Source organism: Chryseobacterium sp. Y16C (genome assembly GCF_022488405.1).
Lineage (GTDB): Bacteria > Bacteroidota > Bacteroidia > Flavobacteriales > Weeksellaceae > Chryseobacterium > Chryseobacterium geocarposphaerae.
Genome location: NZ_CP092711.1, coordinates 3,652,022 through 3,668,000, shown reverse-complemented (window position 1 = coordinate 3,668,000; position 15,979 = coordinate 3,652,022). Strand labels below are relative to the sequence as shown.

At 35.0% G+C, this 15,979-nt stretch carries 16 protein-coding genes; 8 read left to right on the top strand and 8 right to left on the bottom strand.

Annotated features, from left to right (window positions below; all coding sequences use genetic code 11):
* Positions 1-5: 5 nt before the first annotated feature.
* The 4 genes from MKS83_RS16590 to hutH are packed head-to-tail and all read right to left on the bottom strand — an operon-like array spanning position 6 to position 3,800.
* Entirely contained in the window at positions 6-260 is a 255-nt protein-coding gene (locus MKS83_RS16590; RefSeq protein WP_100377894.1) for a phosphopantetheine-binding protein, read from the bottom strand.
* 4 nt (positions 261-264) lie between these two features.
* On the bottom strand, positions 265-1,485 hold the full coding sequence (locus tag MKS83_RS16585; protein WP_240580521.1) for a beta-ketoacyl-[acyl-carrier-protein] synthase family protein: 1,221 nt from the start codon (positions 1,483-1,485) through the stop codon (positions 265-267).
* Positions 1,486-1,495: 10 nt separating this feature from the next.
* Positions 1,496-2,227 carry a 3-oxoacyl-ACP reductase FabG gene (gene fabG / locus MKS83_RS16580; RefSeq protein WP_240580520.1) on the bottom strand — a complete coding sequence of 244 codons (732 nt, stop codon included), beginning with the start codon at positions 2,225-2,227 and terminating at the stop codon, positions 1,496-1,498.
* A gap of 52 nt (positions 2,228-2,279) precedes the next feature.
* The gene (gene hutH, locus MKS83_RS16575) at positions 2,280-3,800 is read right to left on the bottom strand and encodes a histidine ammonia-lyase (RefSeq protein WP_240580519.1); all 1,521 of its coding nucleotides are present in this window, start codon (positions 3,798-3,800) and stop codon (positions 2,280-2,282) included.
* A gap of 97 nt (positions 3,801-3,897) precedes the next feature.
* Here hutH and MKS83_RS16570 point away from each other — a divergent pair, with 97 nt between their 5' ends.
* Positions 3,898-5,151 carry an NAD(P)/FAD-dependent oxidoreductase gene (locus tag MKS83_RS16570; protein WP_240580518.1) on the top strand — a complete coding sequence of 418 codons (1,254 nt, stop codon included), beginning with the start codon at positions 3,898-3,900 and terminating at the stop codon, positions 5,149-5,151.
* 49 nt (positions 5,152-5,200) lie between these two features.
* On the opposite strand, the gene MKS83_RS16565 is transcribed toward MKS83_RS16570, so the two are convergent.
* Positions 5,201-5,803, bottom strand: coding sequence for a hypothetical protein (locus tag MKS83_RS16565; protein ID WP_240580517.1), 603 nt, complete (start codon positions 5,801-5,803; stop codon positions 5,201-5,203).
* A gap of 90 nt (positions 5,804-5,893) precedes the next feature.
* A complete protein-coding gene (locus tag MKS83_RS16560) occupies positions 5,894-7,138 on the bottom strand; it encodes a phenylacetate--CoA ligase family protein (RefSeq protein WP_240583201.1) in 1,245 nt (414 codons plus the stop codon).
* A 307-nt stretch (positions 7,139-7,445) separates the two neighbouring features.
* Here MKS83_RS16560 and ileS point away from each other — a divergent pair, with 307 nt between their 5' ends.
* The 7 genes from ileS (at position 7,446) to trpS (ending at position 14,306) form a co-directional block, all read left to right on the top strand.
* Positions 7,446-10,901 carry an isoleucine--tRNA ligase gene (ileS, locus tag MKS83_RS16555; protein WP_240580516.1) on the top strand — a complete coding sequence of 1,152 codons (3,456 nt, stop codon included), beginning with the start codon at positions 7,446-7,448 and terminating at the stop codon, positions 10,899-10,901.
* A 59-nt stretch (positions 10,902-10,960) separates the two neighbouring features.
* A complete protein-coding gene (locus tag MKS83_RS16550) occupies positions 10,961-11,341 on the top strand; it encodes a TraR/DksA family transcriptional regulator (protein ID WP_039369928.1) in 381 nt (126 codons plus the stop codon).
* Positions 11,342-11,421: 80 nt separating this feature from the next.
* Positions 11,422-11,667, top strand: coding sequence for a DUF6576 domain-containing protein (locus tag MKS83_RS16545; RefSeq protein WP_240580515.1), 246 nt, complete (start codon positions 11,422-11,424; stop codon positions 11,665-11,667).
* Between the two features lie 19 nt (positions 11,668-11,686).
* The gene (locus MKS83_RS16540) at positions 11,687-11,878 is read left to right on the top strand and encodes a DUF2683 family protein (RefSeq protein WP_240580514.1); all 192 of its coding nucleotides are present in this window, start codon (positions 11,687-11,689) and stop codon (positions 11,876-11,878) included.
* Positions 11,878-12,516, top strand: a complete 639-nt coding sequence (locus MKS83_RS16535; RefSeq protein ID WP_100377793.1) for a lipoprotein signal peptidase — start codon at positions 11,878-11,880, stop codon at positions 12,514-12,516. The genes MKS83_RS16540 and MKS83_RS16535 overlap by 1 nt, the downstream gene beginning before the upstream one ends.
* Positions 12,517-12,530: 14 nt before the next feature.
* On the top strand, positions 12,531-13,175 hold the full coding sequence (locus tag MKS83_RS16530) for a vancomycin high temperature exclusion protein (RefSeq protein ID WP_240580513.1): 645 nt from the start codon (positions 12,531-12,533) through the stop codon (positions 13,173-13,175).
* A gap of 162 nt (positions 13,176-13,337) precedes the next feature.
* Positions 13,338-14,306 carry a tryptophan--tRNA ligase gene (trpS, locus tag MKS83_RS16525; RefSeq protein WP_240580512.1) on the top strand — a complete coding sequence of 323 codons (969 nt, stop codon included), beginning with the start codon at positions 13,338-13,340 and terminating at the stop codon, positions 14,304-14,306.
* Between the two features lie 53 nt (positions 14,307-14,359).
* Here the strand turns inward: trpS and MKS83_RS16520 are convergent, their stop codons facing one another.
* Both MKS83_RS16520 and MKS83_RS16515 read right to left on the bottom strand, forming a co-directional pair.
* Positions 14,360-15,055: a YjjG family noncanonical pyrimidine nucleotidase gene (locus tag MKS83_RS16520; protein WP_240580511.1), complete on the bottom strand. Its 696-nt coding sequence runs from the start codon at positions 15,053-15,055 to the stop codon at positions 14,360-14,362.
* Positions 15,056-15,253: 198 nt separating this feature from the next.
* Entirely contained in the window at positions 15,254-15,844 is a 591-nt protein-coding gene (locus MKS83_RS16515; RefSeq protein ID WP_240580510.1) for an RNA polymerase sigma factor, read from the bottom strand.
* Between the last annotated feature and the right edge of the window lie 135 nt (positions 15,845-15,979).

The following is a 15,979-nucleotide window of genomic DNA, read 5'->3' as shown; positions in this document are numbered from 1 at the left end:
AATAATTATGCGTTTTTTTCAGCGATTTTATTTTCGATGGTCGTGTAGAAATCATCAAATGTTACCATTTGCTTAAAGTCAGCTTCTCCTAATTTCACCCCGAAATTAGATTCTATAACCACTACAAGATCTATATAATCCAAACTGTCTAAACCAAGGGTTTTCTTGAGATTAGCCTCGTTGCTGATCTCATCTCCGTCGACTTCAAATTCGTTAATCAAAAAATCATTTGCTATAGCAATAATTTTTTCTCTTTCCATGTTTTTAATCAAATTTTTTAACTATTAATGCGGAATTGGTTCCCCCAAATCCGAAAGAATTCGACAAAAATACATCAATTTTTTGACTTTTTGTTTTGGAGATCAGATTTATCTTTTGAGCGTCTTCATCAGGCGTTTCCAGATTGATGTTCGGAGCGATGAAATCATTCTGCATCATCAGAATAGAGTAAATCACTTCACTTGCACCTGCCATCCAGCATTCATGCCCCGTCATTGATTTGGTAGAACTCACAGGAACTTCATTTCCGAAAATTTCGTGAATAGCTCGTGCTTCATTAGCGTCTCCAATAGGCGTAGAAGTCGCATGAGCATTAATATAATCAATATCTTTTGCGTTTAATCCTGATTGTTTAAGGGCTCTATTCATTGCTAAAGCCGGTCCGTCAACATTTGGTGTTGAGATATGACCTCCGTTTGAAGAAAATCCGTAACCAACAATTTCAGCAATGATATTTGCACCTCTTTTCTGTGCAGATTCCAAACTTTCAACAATTAAAGTTGCGGCTCCACCACTCGGAATTAAGCCATCTCTTTCAGAGTCAAATGGCCTTGAAGCTTTCTGCGGCTCATTTTCTCTTACTGAGAAAACACCCAAACCATCAAAACTTGCCATTGAATATTTATTGGTTTCCTGAGCACCACCGCAAACGATCATGTCCTGAAAACCGTTTTTGATCATCATATAAGCCAATCCGAGAGAATGTGATCCGCTTGCACAGGCTGCACTGATGGTCAAATTGATTCCTCTTAATTTAAAAATCGTGGAAAGATTCATCGTTACTGTTGAATTCATCGATTTGAAAATCGCACCTGAACCCATCAAGGTTGTATCTTTTTTCTCTCTTGCAATGTCAATAGATTCTACAACAGCCTGAGAAACGCTGTCGTTTCCGTATAAAATCCCAACTTCATAGGCATCCAGGAAATCCTGATCCAGATTTGCCTGTTTAAGTGCATCGATGGTCGCAAGATAAGCATATTCGCTTTCCTCGCCCATACTTACACGCTGTCTACGGCTCAAAAGATTTTTCAGATCCGGTTTCGGAACAACTCCTGTAAGTCCCGACCTGAACCCGAATTCTTTCCTTTCTCTATCTAAAATAATTCCAGATTTACCTTGATATAGGGATTCTCTGACTTCTTCCAGAGAAGTTCCGATGCAAGAATAAATTCCCATTCCGGTAATTACAACCCTATTTTCCATTTACTGATGATTATGAATAAATTCCACCATTAATATTAATTACTTCTCCCGTAATGTAAGAAGCTTTTCTTGACGCCAGAAATGCCACTAAATCTGCTACTTCTTCGGCTTCTCCAAATCTGTTTGCAGGAATCATAGTTTTCAATTCATCTTCATTAAAATCCTGCGTCATATCTGTTTTAATAAATCCAGGTGCCACTGCATTTACCGTAATATTTCTCTTTGCCACTTCCTGAGCCAACGCTTTTGTAGCGCCTACCAAAGCTCCTTTCGCTGCAGAATAATTGGTTTGTCCGGCAGTACCTTTCACTCCGGAAACTGAAACCATATTGATAATTCTGCCATATTTATTACGCAACAATTTCTGAATAAAGAAATTGGTCACGTTATAAAACCCATTTAAACTTGTATTGATCACAGAATTCCAGTCTTCACTTGGCATCCACATAAATAACCCATCTCTTGTGATCCCAGCATTATTTACAATAACTTCAACTACAGCGTTTGAGTTGTTTTCCTGCCATGCTGTTAAAACCTTTTGAGTTTCTTCAGCGTTTCCGACATCAAATTTCAGAATTTCTCCATTAGCTCCCAATCCCTCAATGGCAGCCAAAGTTTCTTTTGCTGCAGCTTCATTGGAAGTGTAGTTGATCAGGATGTGATAATTTTTTTCTTCTGCGAGTTTTAAACAGATCGCTCTCCCGATTCCTCTGGAACCACCTGTTACAATAGCACATTTCATGGTGTTTTATTTCTTTATTTCTATAGTATTGACAAGCAAACCTCGTCAATAATTACATGTTCTTAAAATATTTTTTTACTTCTTCAAGATACGGATACATAATCATATCTTCTGAAAAAGCAGGAATGATCTTTCTGATATCATCATACAACGCTTTCGTTGCTGAAGAAACCTGATCCTGATATCCCAAATATTCGATCGCCTGAACTATTGTGATCGCTTCAATAGCAAGGACTTCAAATGCATTTTCGATCACCTTTCTGCAAATTACGGCTGCATTCGTCCCCATGCTCACAATATCCTGATTATCATTATTGTTAGGAATACTATGCACATACATTGAATTTGATAGCATTTGGCTCTCTGCTGTGGTAGAAGTTGCTGTAAACTGAACTCCCTGCATCCCGAAATTAAAACCTAATTTACCCAAATTTACAAAAGGCGGCAAAATTTCGTTGATCTTAGCATTCAAAAGATAGTTAAGCTGTCTTTCGGCTAACATAGTCAGCTTCGTAACCACAATCTTCAGCTTATCCATTTCCAAAGAAATATAATCTCCATGGAAATTTCCTCCGTGATACACATGCTGATCTTCAACATTAATAATCGGATTATCATTGGCTGAATTGATCTCGTCTTCAAGAACTTTCTCCGTAAATTCCAACGTATCCAAAACCGGTCCTAAAATCTGCGGAACACATCGGATTGAATAATATTCCTGAACCTTATCTTTAAACACTTTATCCTGTTCTTCAAAGTGAGTATAAAGATGTTCTTCCCTTTTTCTTACCAGTTTACTGTCTGCCAAATGATTTCTCATTTTCTCAGCAATTTTTTGCTGGCCGGCATGCCTTTTTGTTCCGTTTAGCGCTGCCGACAAGTGATCATCATAGGCCAGAACAATTTCATTAATAGCACAAGAAAGTTTGATGGAAATTTCAGTCAACTGGTTGGCTTTATAAGCGTTCACAGCACCAATTCCTGACATTACAGAAGTTCCGTTCATTAAAGCCAGCCCTTCACGAATCTCTACATGAATAGGTTCAAGCCCTTCAATAACAAAAACCTCTTTTGTCGATTTTCTTTCTCCTTTATAAAAAACTTCACCTTCACCAATCAGCACTAAGGCTAAATGTGCCAACTGCACCAAATCTCCACTTGCTCCTACTCCTCCGTGCTCGAAAATAAGTGGGGTAATATTTCTATTAATAAGTTCTTTAAGCAAATTCACAACAGAAACATGCACTCCTGAATTCCCAAGTGATAAGGTATTCAATCTTGCCAACATGGCAGCTTTTACCTCATCTTCAGGTAAAGGATTTCCGATTCCTGAAGAGTGGCTTCTAATCAGATTATACTGCAACTGGTGCGTATCATCATCATTGATCTTGAATTGAGCCATCGGTCCGAAACCGGTATTCACACCATATATTACTTTATTTTTAGAAAAATCTTTCAGAAACTGAAAGCTTGCTTCAACCCTTTGCAAAACAGTCTCATTTAGCTCTATCGCTTCATTTTCGATAATAATCTTCTGAAAATCCCTCAGTTCTAAAAAGTTATTTATTTTCATCAATTAAAAGTAATAATATATAATTTTGTAATATGTAATTAATTGTCACTAATTTTGCGGCAAAGATAGAAGTAATTATCAAAATAAAAAATCAAAGATGAACAAAGAATTTGTTGACGTTCTCGTAATCGGAGCTGGACCTTCCGGATGCGTATCTTCTTCATACTTAAAGAAGAACAATGTCAGCGTGAAAGTTGTTGAAAAAACAAAATTTCCAAGATTGGTTGTAGGCGAAAGTTTAATTCCGAGAGTAATGGATCATTTTGATGAAGCCGGGCTTTTCCCTGCTTTGGATAAAATGGGTTTTGAGAAAAAGCTTGGAGCAAGGTTCTTGAGAGGAGATGAAGTCTGTATTTTTGATTTTAGTGATAAATTCGGTGAAGGCTGGGATTGGACGTGGCAGGTTCCGAGAGCCGATTTTGATAATACATTAGCTCAAGAAGTCATCAATAAAGGAATTGACCTGGAATTTGAAGCGGAAGTAATCGATATTCAGTTTAACGGAACAGATTCTGTAACAACTGTGAGAAATAAAGACGGAGAAACAAAAGAAATCCATGCAAAATTCGTGATTGATTCCAGTGGCTACGGAAGAGTTCTTCCCAGATTGTTAGATTTGGAAAAACCTTCAAAATTATCTCCGCACTCTGCTATTTTTACTCATGTAGAAGACATCAATAGAGAAGAAGGGGTAGAAGGAACATTGATTTCTTTTGATATTATTGAAACCGAAGTCTGGCTTTGGGTTATCCCTTTTTCAAATGGAAATACCAGTTTAGGAATTGTAGGACCTACAGAATATATTGAAAAACTCATTGAAAACGGAGATACAACAGAAGCTCTAAGAAAAGCGATTTCGCTTTCCGATTATTATGTAAAGCGTTTTGGAAATGTAGACTTCCTTTTTGAGCCGAGACATTTAAAAGACTATTCATGTTCGGTAAAAAGCCTTTTCGGAGACGGATTTGCTTTAACGGGAAATGCTTCAGAATTTTTAGATCCTGTTTTCTCTTCAGGAATGGCTTTTGCAACAGAATCGGGAATGTTGGCTGCAAAACTGGCTTTGAGACAACTTAATGGAGAAAAAATCGACTGGCAGAAAGAATATACGGACTACATTTTATATGGTGTAGATGTTTTCACTACCTATGTGAAGGAATGGTACACCGGAAATCTTCAGGAGTTATTCTTCCACCAACCCGAGAATCCCGATGTAAAGAAAAAAATCTGCGCTGTTTTAGCGGGATATGTCTGGAATAAAGACAATCCTTTTGTAAAAAAACATGATACCGTTATCAAAAATTTAGCGAATCTTATTAAGCTGGAAAAACTTGAACAGCAAAATCAATAAAAAAAACGGTCTGAGATTTCAGACCGTTTTTTTATTATTTTAATGAAGGTTACTTAACATCTCTTTCTATTCTCTGAGCCAAAGTTTTTCCTGTTTTTGCAAATCCTTCCCCTACTCTAGTTTCATTATTAAAGTTGCTACCCCATTGATCTCCCGGAGCATCTGTGCTTTCTATATCACATACAACCTTTTTAGAATCTGTTTCAATGAAAGTAAGCTGAGTTGTTACTTTAGCTGGCTGTTTCATGATACCTGCATCCCATCCCGGATAAATCCATTTTACTTTAACTACTAAAGTATAAGGACTCTGAGCATTTTCTTTTAATTTTGTATTAATATTTTCTTTTGAAAGAACTTTATTAAACAACATAATGAATTTCGGATTCCAAAGCTCCTCTTTGCTTCTCTCCCACTGCTTCTTCCAAAGATCTCCCGCTCCTTCTGTTTTCTTATTAAGCTCTTCTACTCTTTTAGGAATATACTCTTCTTCAGTATAGTTTTCTTTCATAAGCTTCATTTCTGAATAATCAAAAATTACATTTACGACTTCAGTTCCTTTTAAGAATTTAGCGTCACCGCTTTGAATCTTAAATTTTTGAGCAAAGGCTGATATTGATACAGCAAAAAGGACTAACAAAAATAATTTTTTCATGATTTATTTATATTTTGCGCAAATATAAGACTCCCTCATCAACAATGGTAACTCTGGCAACAATATTTACTCTTTAATTGAATAATTAATTTACCTCAAGTCAACAAAAGTAATCGGCTTTCGGCTATTAGGATGAAAAACAGTTTTAGATAAAATATCAAAATCAACAATTTCAATCTTCGGACTTACTCTAAGTTTTGCTCTAAAATGATCTCGTACTTCATTGACAAAATTCTCATCATTATTTTCCGTGCTTAGTTTGATAATAATCTCATCCAGCCCGATTTCATTAGTCTGAATAACAATCTGGCAACATGAAATTCCGTTAAAATCATTCAGAATATCGTTCATTGCAGGCGGATATAAAGTTGTTCCTTTATATTTTATCATCTGTTGTTTTCTTCCGATTACAGGCCCTAAACGCATTGTATTTCTTCCGCACTGACAAGGTTCATAATGAGCTTTAACAATATCCCCTGTTTTAAACCTCAGTAAAGGAATTGCCTCAACTCCTAATGTTGTAATAGTCAATTCACCACTTTCTCCTTCATTAACGGGTTCTCCTTCATCATCAAGAATCTCGGTAATAATCAGTTCAGGGTGATGATGCCCTCCATTCTGGAACTCACACTCTGTAAAAGCAGTACTCATTTCGGTAGAGGCATACGTTGAAAACAATTTAATATTCCACTTTTCTTTAATTTTCTGTGAAAGAATATTATCTGTAAAATCCTGATTTTTGATACTTTCTCCAATACAAACCGCACCATAAACACTGGAATTTTTATAGTCAACCCCATGCTTTTCAGCATAATCAATCATTTTCAACAGAAATGACGGAACCGTAATTAAATATTTCGGTTTATATCTGAAAATAGAGTCCCATTGTAGCTCCGGAATTCCAGGCCCCATTCTCACGACACTCGCTCCCATTTTTCTTAATCCTAAAAAATAAGCAAGTCCGGCCATAAATCTCTTGTCAATCGTTGTAATCATCTGTACAACATCTCCTTTCCGGATGCCTGCGCAAGCAAAAGAAATGGCTTCATTATAAGCCAATCTTTCAAGATCATTATCCGACAAACCGAAAGTCACAGGATCACCTAATGTGCCTGAAGTTGTACTATAATCAACAATCTTATCAGGAGTAACACAGAAAAAATCATCATTATTCTGCTGAATATCATTCTTAACCGTTGTCGGAATCTTCTGCAAATCTTCTAAGGTTTGAATGTCAGCAATATTGATATTATTTTCCTTAAAAAGCCTCTGATAAAAAGGAGAATGAGTTTCCAGATAATTTAACAGTTCCTGAAGTTTTTGCTCCTGAAACATTTTAATTTCCGCACTTGTTGATCTTTCGATGGATGGATAGAATTCCAATTGTTTTCTTTTTTTAAACAACAAATGTATTTAATTAAATTAAAAGTGTAAAGCATTAAAAAATGTAAAATTGAATCAAGCAAAAACCTTCCAAAAAATAGCAATCTGAAATTCGCAATTCATCAAAAATTAATCTTTGCATTTATATTTCTGAAACAGAACTTTTTAATTGGAAATATCAAAATAAAACATATATTATAAACCGACAAATTTTAGTAAATTTGCCAACTTAATTAATCAACGATATTGAGATATTACAATGAGCCAATTTAAAGAATACAAAAACCTCAACCTTATTGACATAGCAGAGAATGTAGCGGAATTCTGGAAACAGAACAAAACTTTCAATAAGAGTGTTGAGATTCGTGAGGGGCAACCTGAGTTTGTTTTTTATGAAGGTCCGCCTTCAGCAAACGGTATGCCCGGAATTCACCACGTAATGGCCAGAGCGTTGAAGGATATTTTCTGTCGTTATCAAACCCAAAATGGAAAGCAGGTTTTCCGTAAGGCGGGTTGGGATACACATGGACTTCCGGTAGAGCTTGGTGTGGAAAAGGAATTAGGAATCACTAAAGAAGATATTGGCAAAAAAATTTCTATTGAAGATTACAACAAAGCATGTCGTGAAGCGGTAATGCGTTATACAGACGTTTGGAACAACCTTACCGAAAAAATCGGATATTGGGTTGATCTTGACGATCCGTACATCACATACAAATCAAAATACATGGAGACCGTTTGGTGGTTGTTGAAGCAATTGTATGATAAAGGATTATTGTACAAAGGATACACCATTCAGCCTTATTCTCCGAAAGCAGGAACCGGACTTTCTTCCCACGAAGTAAATCAACCGGGCGCTTACCGTGATGTTTCTGACACAACGGTTGTTGCTCAATTCAAGACATTACCGGAAACATTACCTTCATTTTTACAGGGTTTTGGAGATGTACATTTCTTAGCCTGGACGACAACTCCTTGGACGTTGCCTTCAAATACAGCTTTAACAGTAGGCCCGAAAATCGATTATGTTTTAGTTAAAACTTTCAATCAATATACTTTTGAGCCAATCAATGTTGTTTTGGCGAAAAATTTAGTTGGAAAACAGTTTGCTAAAAAATATACTGAAGGAACAGATGAAGATTTTGCAGATTACACTTCTGAAACAAAAGTTATCCCTTATCAAATTTTAGCAGAATTTAAAGGTGCTGATTTGGTTGGAATTAAATATGAGCAATTGTTACAATACGCTCTTCCTTATCAAAATCCTGAGAATGCGTTCAGAGTGATTTCCGGAGATTTCGTAACGACAGAAGACGGAACAGGTATCGTTCATACAGCTCCGACTTTTGGTGCTGATGACGCGAAAGTAGCTAAAGAAGCTCAACCTGAAGTTCCGCCAATGTTGGTTTTAGATGAAAATGAAAACCCAATTCCTTTAGTAGATTTACAGGGAAGATTTTTATCTATCGTAAACGATGAAATCTATGGTTTTGCAAATGAATATGTAAAAGGAGAATACCTTAGCGAAGACGAAAAAAATACTGAATTAAATATTCAGAAAGAGAATTTAAAGTCAATCATTGCAGATTTAAAGGCTTATCTTTCTGTAGATGAAAGAATTGCTTTAAAATTAAGAAAAGAAAACAAGGCTTTCAAAGTAGAAAAATATGTTCACAGTTATCCACACAGCTGGAGAACAGATGAGCCGTTATTATATTATCCGTTGGATTCCTGGTTTGTAAAAATGACTTCATTGAGAAGCCGTTTGGTAGAATTGAATGAAACAATTAACTGGAAGCCAAAAGCAACAGGAGAAGGACGTTTCGCGAACTGGCTGGAAAACGTAAACGACTGGAACCTTTCCCGTTCAAGATATTGGGGAATTCCGTTGCCAATCTGGAGAACAGACGATTTAAAGGAAGAAAGAATCATCGGTTCTGTTGAAGAATTATACAACGAAATTGAAAAATCTATTGAAGCTGGATTCATGAAAGAAAATCCGTTCAAAGGTTTTATTATCGGAAATATGTCTGAGCAGAATTATGCTTTGGTTGACCTACACAAAAATATCGTTGACCAGATCATTATTGTTTCAAACTCAGGAAGACCCATGAAGCGTGAAAGTGATTTGATCGACGTTTGGTTCGATTCAGGTTCGATGCCTTATGCGCAGTTGCACTACCCTTTTGAGAATAAAGAATTAATCGATAATAATAAAGCATTCCCTGCAGATTTCATCGCGGAAGGTGTTGACCAGACTAGAGGTTGGTTCTACACGCTTCATGCGATCGGAACGGCGGTTTTTGATTCAGTTGCTTATAAAAATGTAATGAGTAACGGACTTGTTTTAGATAAAAACGGTGTAAAAATGTCGAAATCCAAAGGAAATGGAATCGATCCGTTTGAAACTTTAGCCGTTTACGGACCGGATGCTACGCGTTGGTACATGGTTTCAAATGCAAATCCGTGGGAAAACCTGAAATTCGACATCGAAGGAATTGATGAAACGAGAAGAAAATTCTTCGGGACATTATACAACACGTATTCATTCTTTGCGTTGTATGCCAATGTTGACGGATTCAATTATTCTGAAAAAGAAGTTGAAAACAGACCGGAAATCGACAGATGGATCTTGTCTGAATTAAACTTATTAATCAAAGAAGTTAAGGCATTCTACGAAGATTACGAACCGACAAGAGTGGCAAGAGCAATCAATACTTTTGTGAACGATAATTTATCAAACTGGTACGTAAGATTGTGCAGAAGACGTTTCTGGAAAGGAGATTATTCAGATGACAAAATCTCTGCTTACCAGACTTTATATACTTGTTTGGAAACTGTGGCTAAATTATCAGCTCCAATTGCTCCGTTCTTTATGGATCAGCTGTATCAGGATTTAAACAAAGTAACAGGAAAAGAAACTGCGGAATCTATTCACTTGACGGATTTCCCTGTCGCTGATGAAAGTTTAATCGATCAGGATTTGGTTGAAAAAACGCATTTGGCTCAGAACATTACAAGTATGGTTTTCTCTTTGAGAAAAAAAGAAAATATAAAAGTCCGTCAACCTTTACAAAAAGTATTAATTCCTGTTTTAGATTCAAAAACAGAAGAGCAGATTTCTGCAGTTTCAGAACTAATTAAACAGGAAGTAAACGTAAAAGAAATTCAATTAATCAATGCTGAAGAGGCATCTGATCTAATTGTAAAGCAGATCAAACCAAATTTCAAGGCTCTTGGTCCTAAACTAGGAAAAGACATGAAAGTGGTTGGAGGAGAAATTGCAAATCTTGATGCTGAACAGATCTCAACACTTGAAAAAGAAGGTAAATTAGACATCCAGGGATACGAAATCACACTTGATGATGTAGAGATTTCTACAAAAGATATTCCGGGATGGACGGTAACTTCTGATGGAAAAACAACTGTGGCATTAGATTTGACGTTAACAGACGAGTTAAAATCTGAAGGTATCGCAAGGGAATTCATTAACAGGGTTCAGAACTTGAGAAAAGATAAAGACTTTGATCTTACTGACAGAATACATATTTCATTGGAAGAAAATTCACCATTCATGGAGGATATTAAGAAAAATGAAGAATATATTTCTGCAGAAGTCTTGTCAAATAAAATAGAAATTGTATCTTCACTTTCAAATTTTAACGAAATCGAAATAGATGAAGTTAATTTTAAGGTAAATGTTGAAAAAATTTAACATATAGTTATTGTTTTTCAAATTCCATTTCATAATTTTATTAAAAAAGAGAAACGAATATGTCAGACGAAAGAGTAAGATACAGTGATGCTGATTTACAAGAATTTAAAGCGGTCATTAAAGAAAAAATAGAAAAAGCAGAAAACGATTTAAAGCTTATCAGAGAAAGTTTCATCAACGACCAGAATAACGGGACAGATGACACCTCTCCTACATTCAAAGCATTTGAAGAAGGAGCTGAAACTTTGAGCAAAGAGCAGAATTCTATTTTAGCAGGAAGACAGGAAAAATTCGTGCGTGATCTTAAAAATGCTTTAATAAGAATTGAAAATAAAACGTATGGTATCTGCAGAGTCACAGGGAAGTTAATTCCTAAAGAAAGACTTTTGGCTGTTCCTCATGCTACATTAAGCATTGAAGCGAAAAATATGCAGAAATAACCATATAGGTTTGTAAAATAAATTTGGGTTTATATCGTATTCATCGGATACTTTATAAACCTAATTTTTAATATATCCTCATGAGCCAACTATTAATTTTAGGAATTATTATCATTGCCATTCTTGCGTTTTTCAACAGGGAATGGATTAAAAACAGATTTTTTCCTGACGAAAAACGGAATTATACAATTGATGATCAATTCAACTCCGACAAACGTGATCGTGAGAAAGAAATCGACAGGCTTTTGAGTAAAATGGGTAAAAATGGAATCAAGGATTTGTCTGCAAAAGACAGAAAACGGCTTGATGAATTATCCAAAAAATAAATTTTTAAATTAATACAACGTGGAATCAATTATTGTACACACCAAAAATGCAATGGAACTGAGTGCGCTGAAAAGTGTCTTAAAAGAAATGAATATTAAATTCGAAAAATTCCATACCAAAAACACCCATCACAATAACAAGACGATCAAAAATATCGTTGATAAGAAAAACGAAAAAATAGGAAAACCTTATAAACCAAAAGGATTGTAATGAAAAAGATATTATTTGTAACCTTTCTTATTTTATTAATTGATCAGGCTTCAAAAATTTATATTAAAACTCATTTCAATCTGGATGACAGCGTTTCTGTTCTTCCGGGATTCAAATTAACATTTGTTGAAAATCCGGGGATGGCTTATGGTCTTCATTTTGGCGGAGTAATCGGTAAATATTTCCTAGTGATTGTAAGAGTCTGCTTAATCGGAGGAATGATCTATTTATTTAAAAAATGGTTGCAGAAAGGAGAATCAAATTACCTGTTGATTCCAATGGCTATGATTTTTGCAGGAGCTATCGGTAATTTAATTGACGGAATGTTTTATGGATTAATTTTCGACAGCGGAACTGTATACGATCCAAGCATCGACCGTTGGATTGGCTATGGAGGTATTTCAAAAATTACATCTTTCGGACATGGCTATTCAACCTTCATGAGAGGATGTGTAGTAGATATGCTTCATTTCCCATTAGTAGACTGGAATGTACCTGAAAGCTGGCCTTTAATCGGAGGAAAACACATTGAGTTTTTTAAATATATTTTCAATGTTGCAGATTCGGCGATTACAGTGGGAGCAATTTTGTTATTAATTTTCAGAAAAAAAGCATTCCCGAATGGTTTAGAGTTTTAGAACCTTTACACACAATGAAAAAAATTATTAAAACAATATTTAAATTTTTCCTGCTTCTTTTCGTTGCAGGAATTATTTTTATCGCTTGGGCGAATTATAGCATCAAAAAAGATAGCAATGATTCTGTTTCTAACTACCTTGAAGAAGTTCCCAAAACCAAAGTTGCATTACTTCTAGGAACAAGTAAAAGTCTTAGTAACGGACAACCCAACGCTTATTTCTACAACAGAATTCAGGCAACTGTTGACCTATATAAAAGCGGAAAAATACAATATATCATTGTAAGTGGCGATAACAGCAGAAAAGACTATAACGAGCCTGAAGACATGCAACAGGAACTGATTAAAAGCGGAATTCCACAAGACAGAATTTTTATGGATCATGCAGGTTTTAGAACCTTAGATTCTGTAGTCAGAGCTAAAGATATCTTTGGACAAAACAAACTCGTTATTATTTCACAAAAGTTCCATAATGAAAGAGCCGTATTTTTAGCCCAACAAAACGGAATGGATGCATTTGGCTATAACGCTGCAGATGTTAATAAATATACAGGTTTTAAAACCAATGTAAGAGAGTATTTTGCTAAAGCTAAAGCCTATTGGGATCTGATCTTTGGAGTTGAACCTAAATTTGGAGGGGAGAAGGTTTTGATTCCTTAATTTTTTTGCTCGCTGATTTTATGCGGATTATGCAGATTTTTGACGCATTTAATCGACTCTTAAAATAAAGATAAATCACAATCAACTGTGAAAATCTGTGGAATCTGCTATAGAAATACTTAAATTTGCAATTCATTAATTTTTAAAATAAATTTTTAAACAATGTCAAGAATTCTTACCGGCATTCAAGCCACCGGAACGCCGCACCTTGGTAACTTATTAGGTGCAATTATTCCTGCAATAGAATTATCGAAACAGGAAGGAAATGAATCATTTTTATTTATTGCCAATCTGCATTCATTAACGCAGATAAAAGATGCGAAAGAACTTAAACAAAATACCTACGAGATTGCTGCGGCTTGGCTTGCTTGTGGACTAGATACCGAAAAAACATTTTTTTACAGACAGAGTGATATCCCTGAAACCTGTGAACTTTCTTGGCATTTATCATGTTTTTTTCCTTATCAGAGATTAACGTTAGCACATTCCTTCAAAGATAAAGCAGACAGACTACAGGATGTAAATGCAGGATTATTTACCTACCCGATTCTAATGGCTGCAGATATTCTGCTATATGATGCAGAAATTGTACCTGTAGGGAAAGATCAGCTTCAGCATTTGGAAATTGCCCGAGATGTAGCTTCAAGATTCAACAATCAGATGGGTGAAGTTTTTGTTTTGCCACAGTCTGAACTTCAGGAAAACACAAAATATGTTCCCGGAATTGACGGGCAAAAAATGTCAAAATCAAGAGGAAATATCATCAATATTTTCTTACCTGAAAAGGAATTGAAGAAACAGGTAATGAGTATTGAAACCGATTCAAAATCTTTGGAAGAGCCTAAAGATCCTGAAACAGATAAGGTTTTTGCCATTTATCAGCTGATTGCAACTCCAGAACAGACTGAAGAATTAAGAGTTAAGTATTTAGCAGGGAACTTCGGGTATGGACACGCTAAAAAAGAACTATTGGATTTAATTTTAACAAGATTCGAAAAAGAAAGAGAACTTTTCTCTTACTATATGAACAACCTTGATGAATTAGAGGCAAAACTTCAGGAAGGAGCAGAGAAAACAAGAGTTATTGCTACAAACACAATTAAAAGAGTGAGAGAAAGTTTAGGACTTTAATATTTTATTATCATAAAAAAAGTATCGGCGGCACCAAAGGTGCCGCCGATACTCTATAAATAGTCTTTAATCTGCAAAAGGTGTTTAATTACCTTCAATTCTTCCTTCCCCTTATTTTCATTCAAAACATCAAAGAATATAACATCCATTCCGAAGTTTTGCGCCCCTACAACATCTGCAATCCAATCATCTCCAATTAGAATACTGTTTTCTTTTGTAGCATCAGAAAGACTTAAGGAATATTCAAAAATTTCCGGACGGGGTTTTCTTACTCCTACTGTATCCGCGCTGGTAATCGTTTGGAAATATTTATCAATTCCGGATAAGATACATTTCCTTTCGGTTACTTCCTTAAATCCGTTCGAAATAATGTGAAGGGTGTAATTTTTGGCTTTAAGATAATCCAAAATATATTGTGCACCTTCTACCAATTCATTATGATTTAAGATTTTATCTAGGAAATGTTCCTCAAAATACATCGACAGTTCCTCATCTTCTACATTAAAATGGCTGAACGTATCATAAAAACGATGCTTTCTCAGATATTCTTTATCTATGATTCCATCTCGTATATCTTCCCAAAGTTTTTCATTAATTTCATGATAAACAGAATGGAATTCTTCAAAATCAATATTGTATTTTAAATCGATTTCCTCTTTTGCAAAAAGATCTTTGATTGTCAGGTAGGCGTTCTTGCGATGATCCCAAAGCGTATTATCAAGATCAAAAAAAATGTGCTGAATTTTCATACAGCACAAAATTAATAATTTTAATTTTTGGTAATCGGATAATTCTTAGCCTTTGTCTTAATAATTTCAAGACTTTTCGAATAGCTAAGCAAAAACTCAATTGTTTCTTTTTTTGGCTTCAAAGCTTTCACTTTTAAAGAATCATTTTTTTTCATAGGCGAAAAATGTTTTCTTTAAAACGTGAAATAGTTAAATTTATTATCTTGTAAGAATAATATTATTTTCTTCCATTATTTTTCTAAGATTAATCAACGCATATCTTACTCTTCCCAACGTTGTATTGATGCTCATATCTGTATGATCTGCAATCTCTTTGAAGCTTAATCCGTCAAAAAATCTTAATTTAATGACTTCCTGTTGGTTTTGAGGTAAAAACTGAAGCATTTTCAGAAGATCTTCTTGAATCTGATTGGTTACCAACTGGTCTTCAATATTTTCCGAAGGTTCTTTTAATAAGTCAAAAATAGAATATTCATCAGTTTCAAAAGTAGTTTCAGAAACTTTAATATTTTTAGATTTTGCTCTGAAATGATCAATAATAAGGTTATGAGCGATTCTTTTTGCCCAAAGAATAAATTTTCCTTCTTCGTTATAGCGCCCTTCTTTCAGCATAACAATGATTTTCATAAAGGTATCCTGAAACACATCATTTGCTAAGTCTTCATCATTAATTTTGTAAAAAATGAATGTAAAAAGTTCTCTCTGATGACGATGGATGAGCGTAGATAATGCTCCTTCGTCTCCTTTCTGGTAAAGGGAAATTAGTAAACTATCCGATTTTGATTTCATAACTCTTCTCAATAATAAAAAATTTGTAGACAAGCATATATCCAGATAATTAATCTGGCTTTAACTATAAATACAAAACAGTTTTTTAGAGTAAAGTCCAATCAATAGGCGGTACAATTTTATATGTTGTAAATA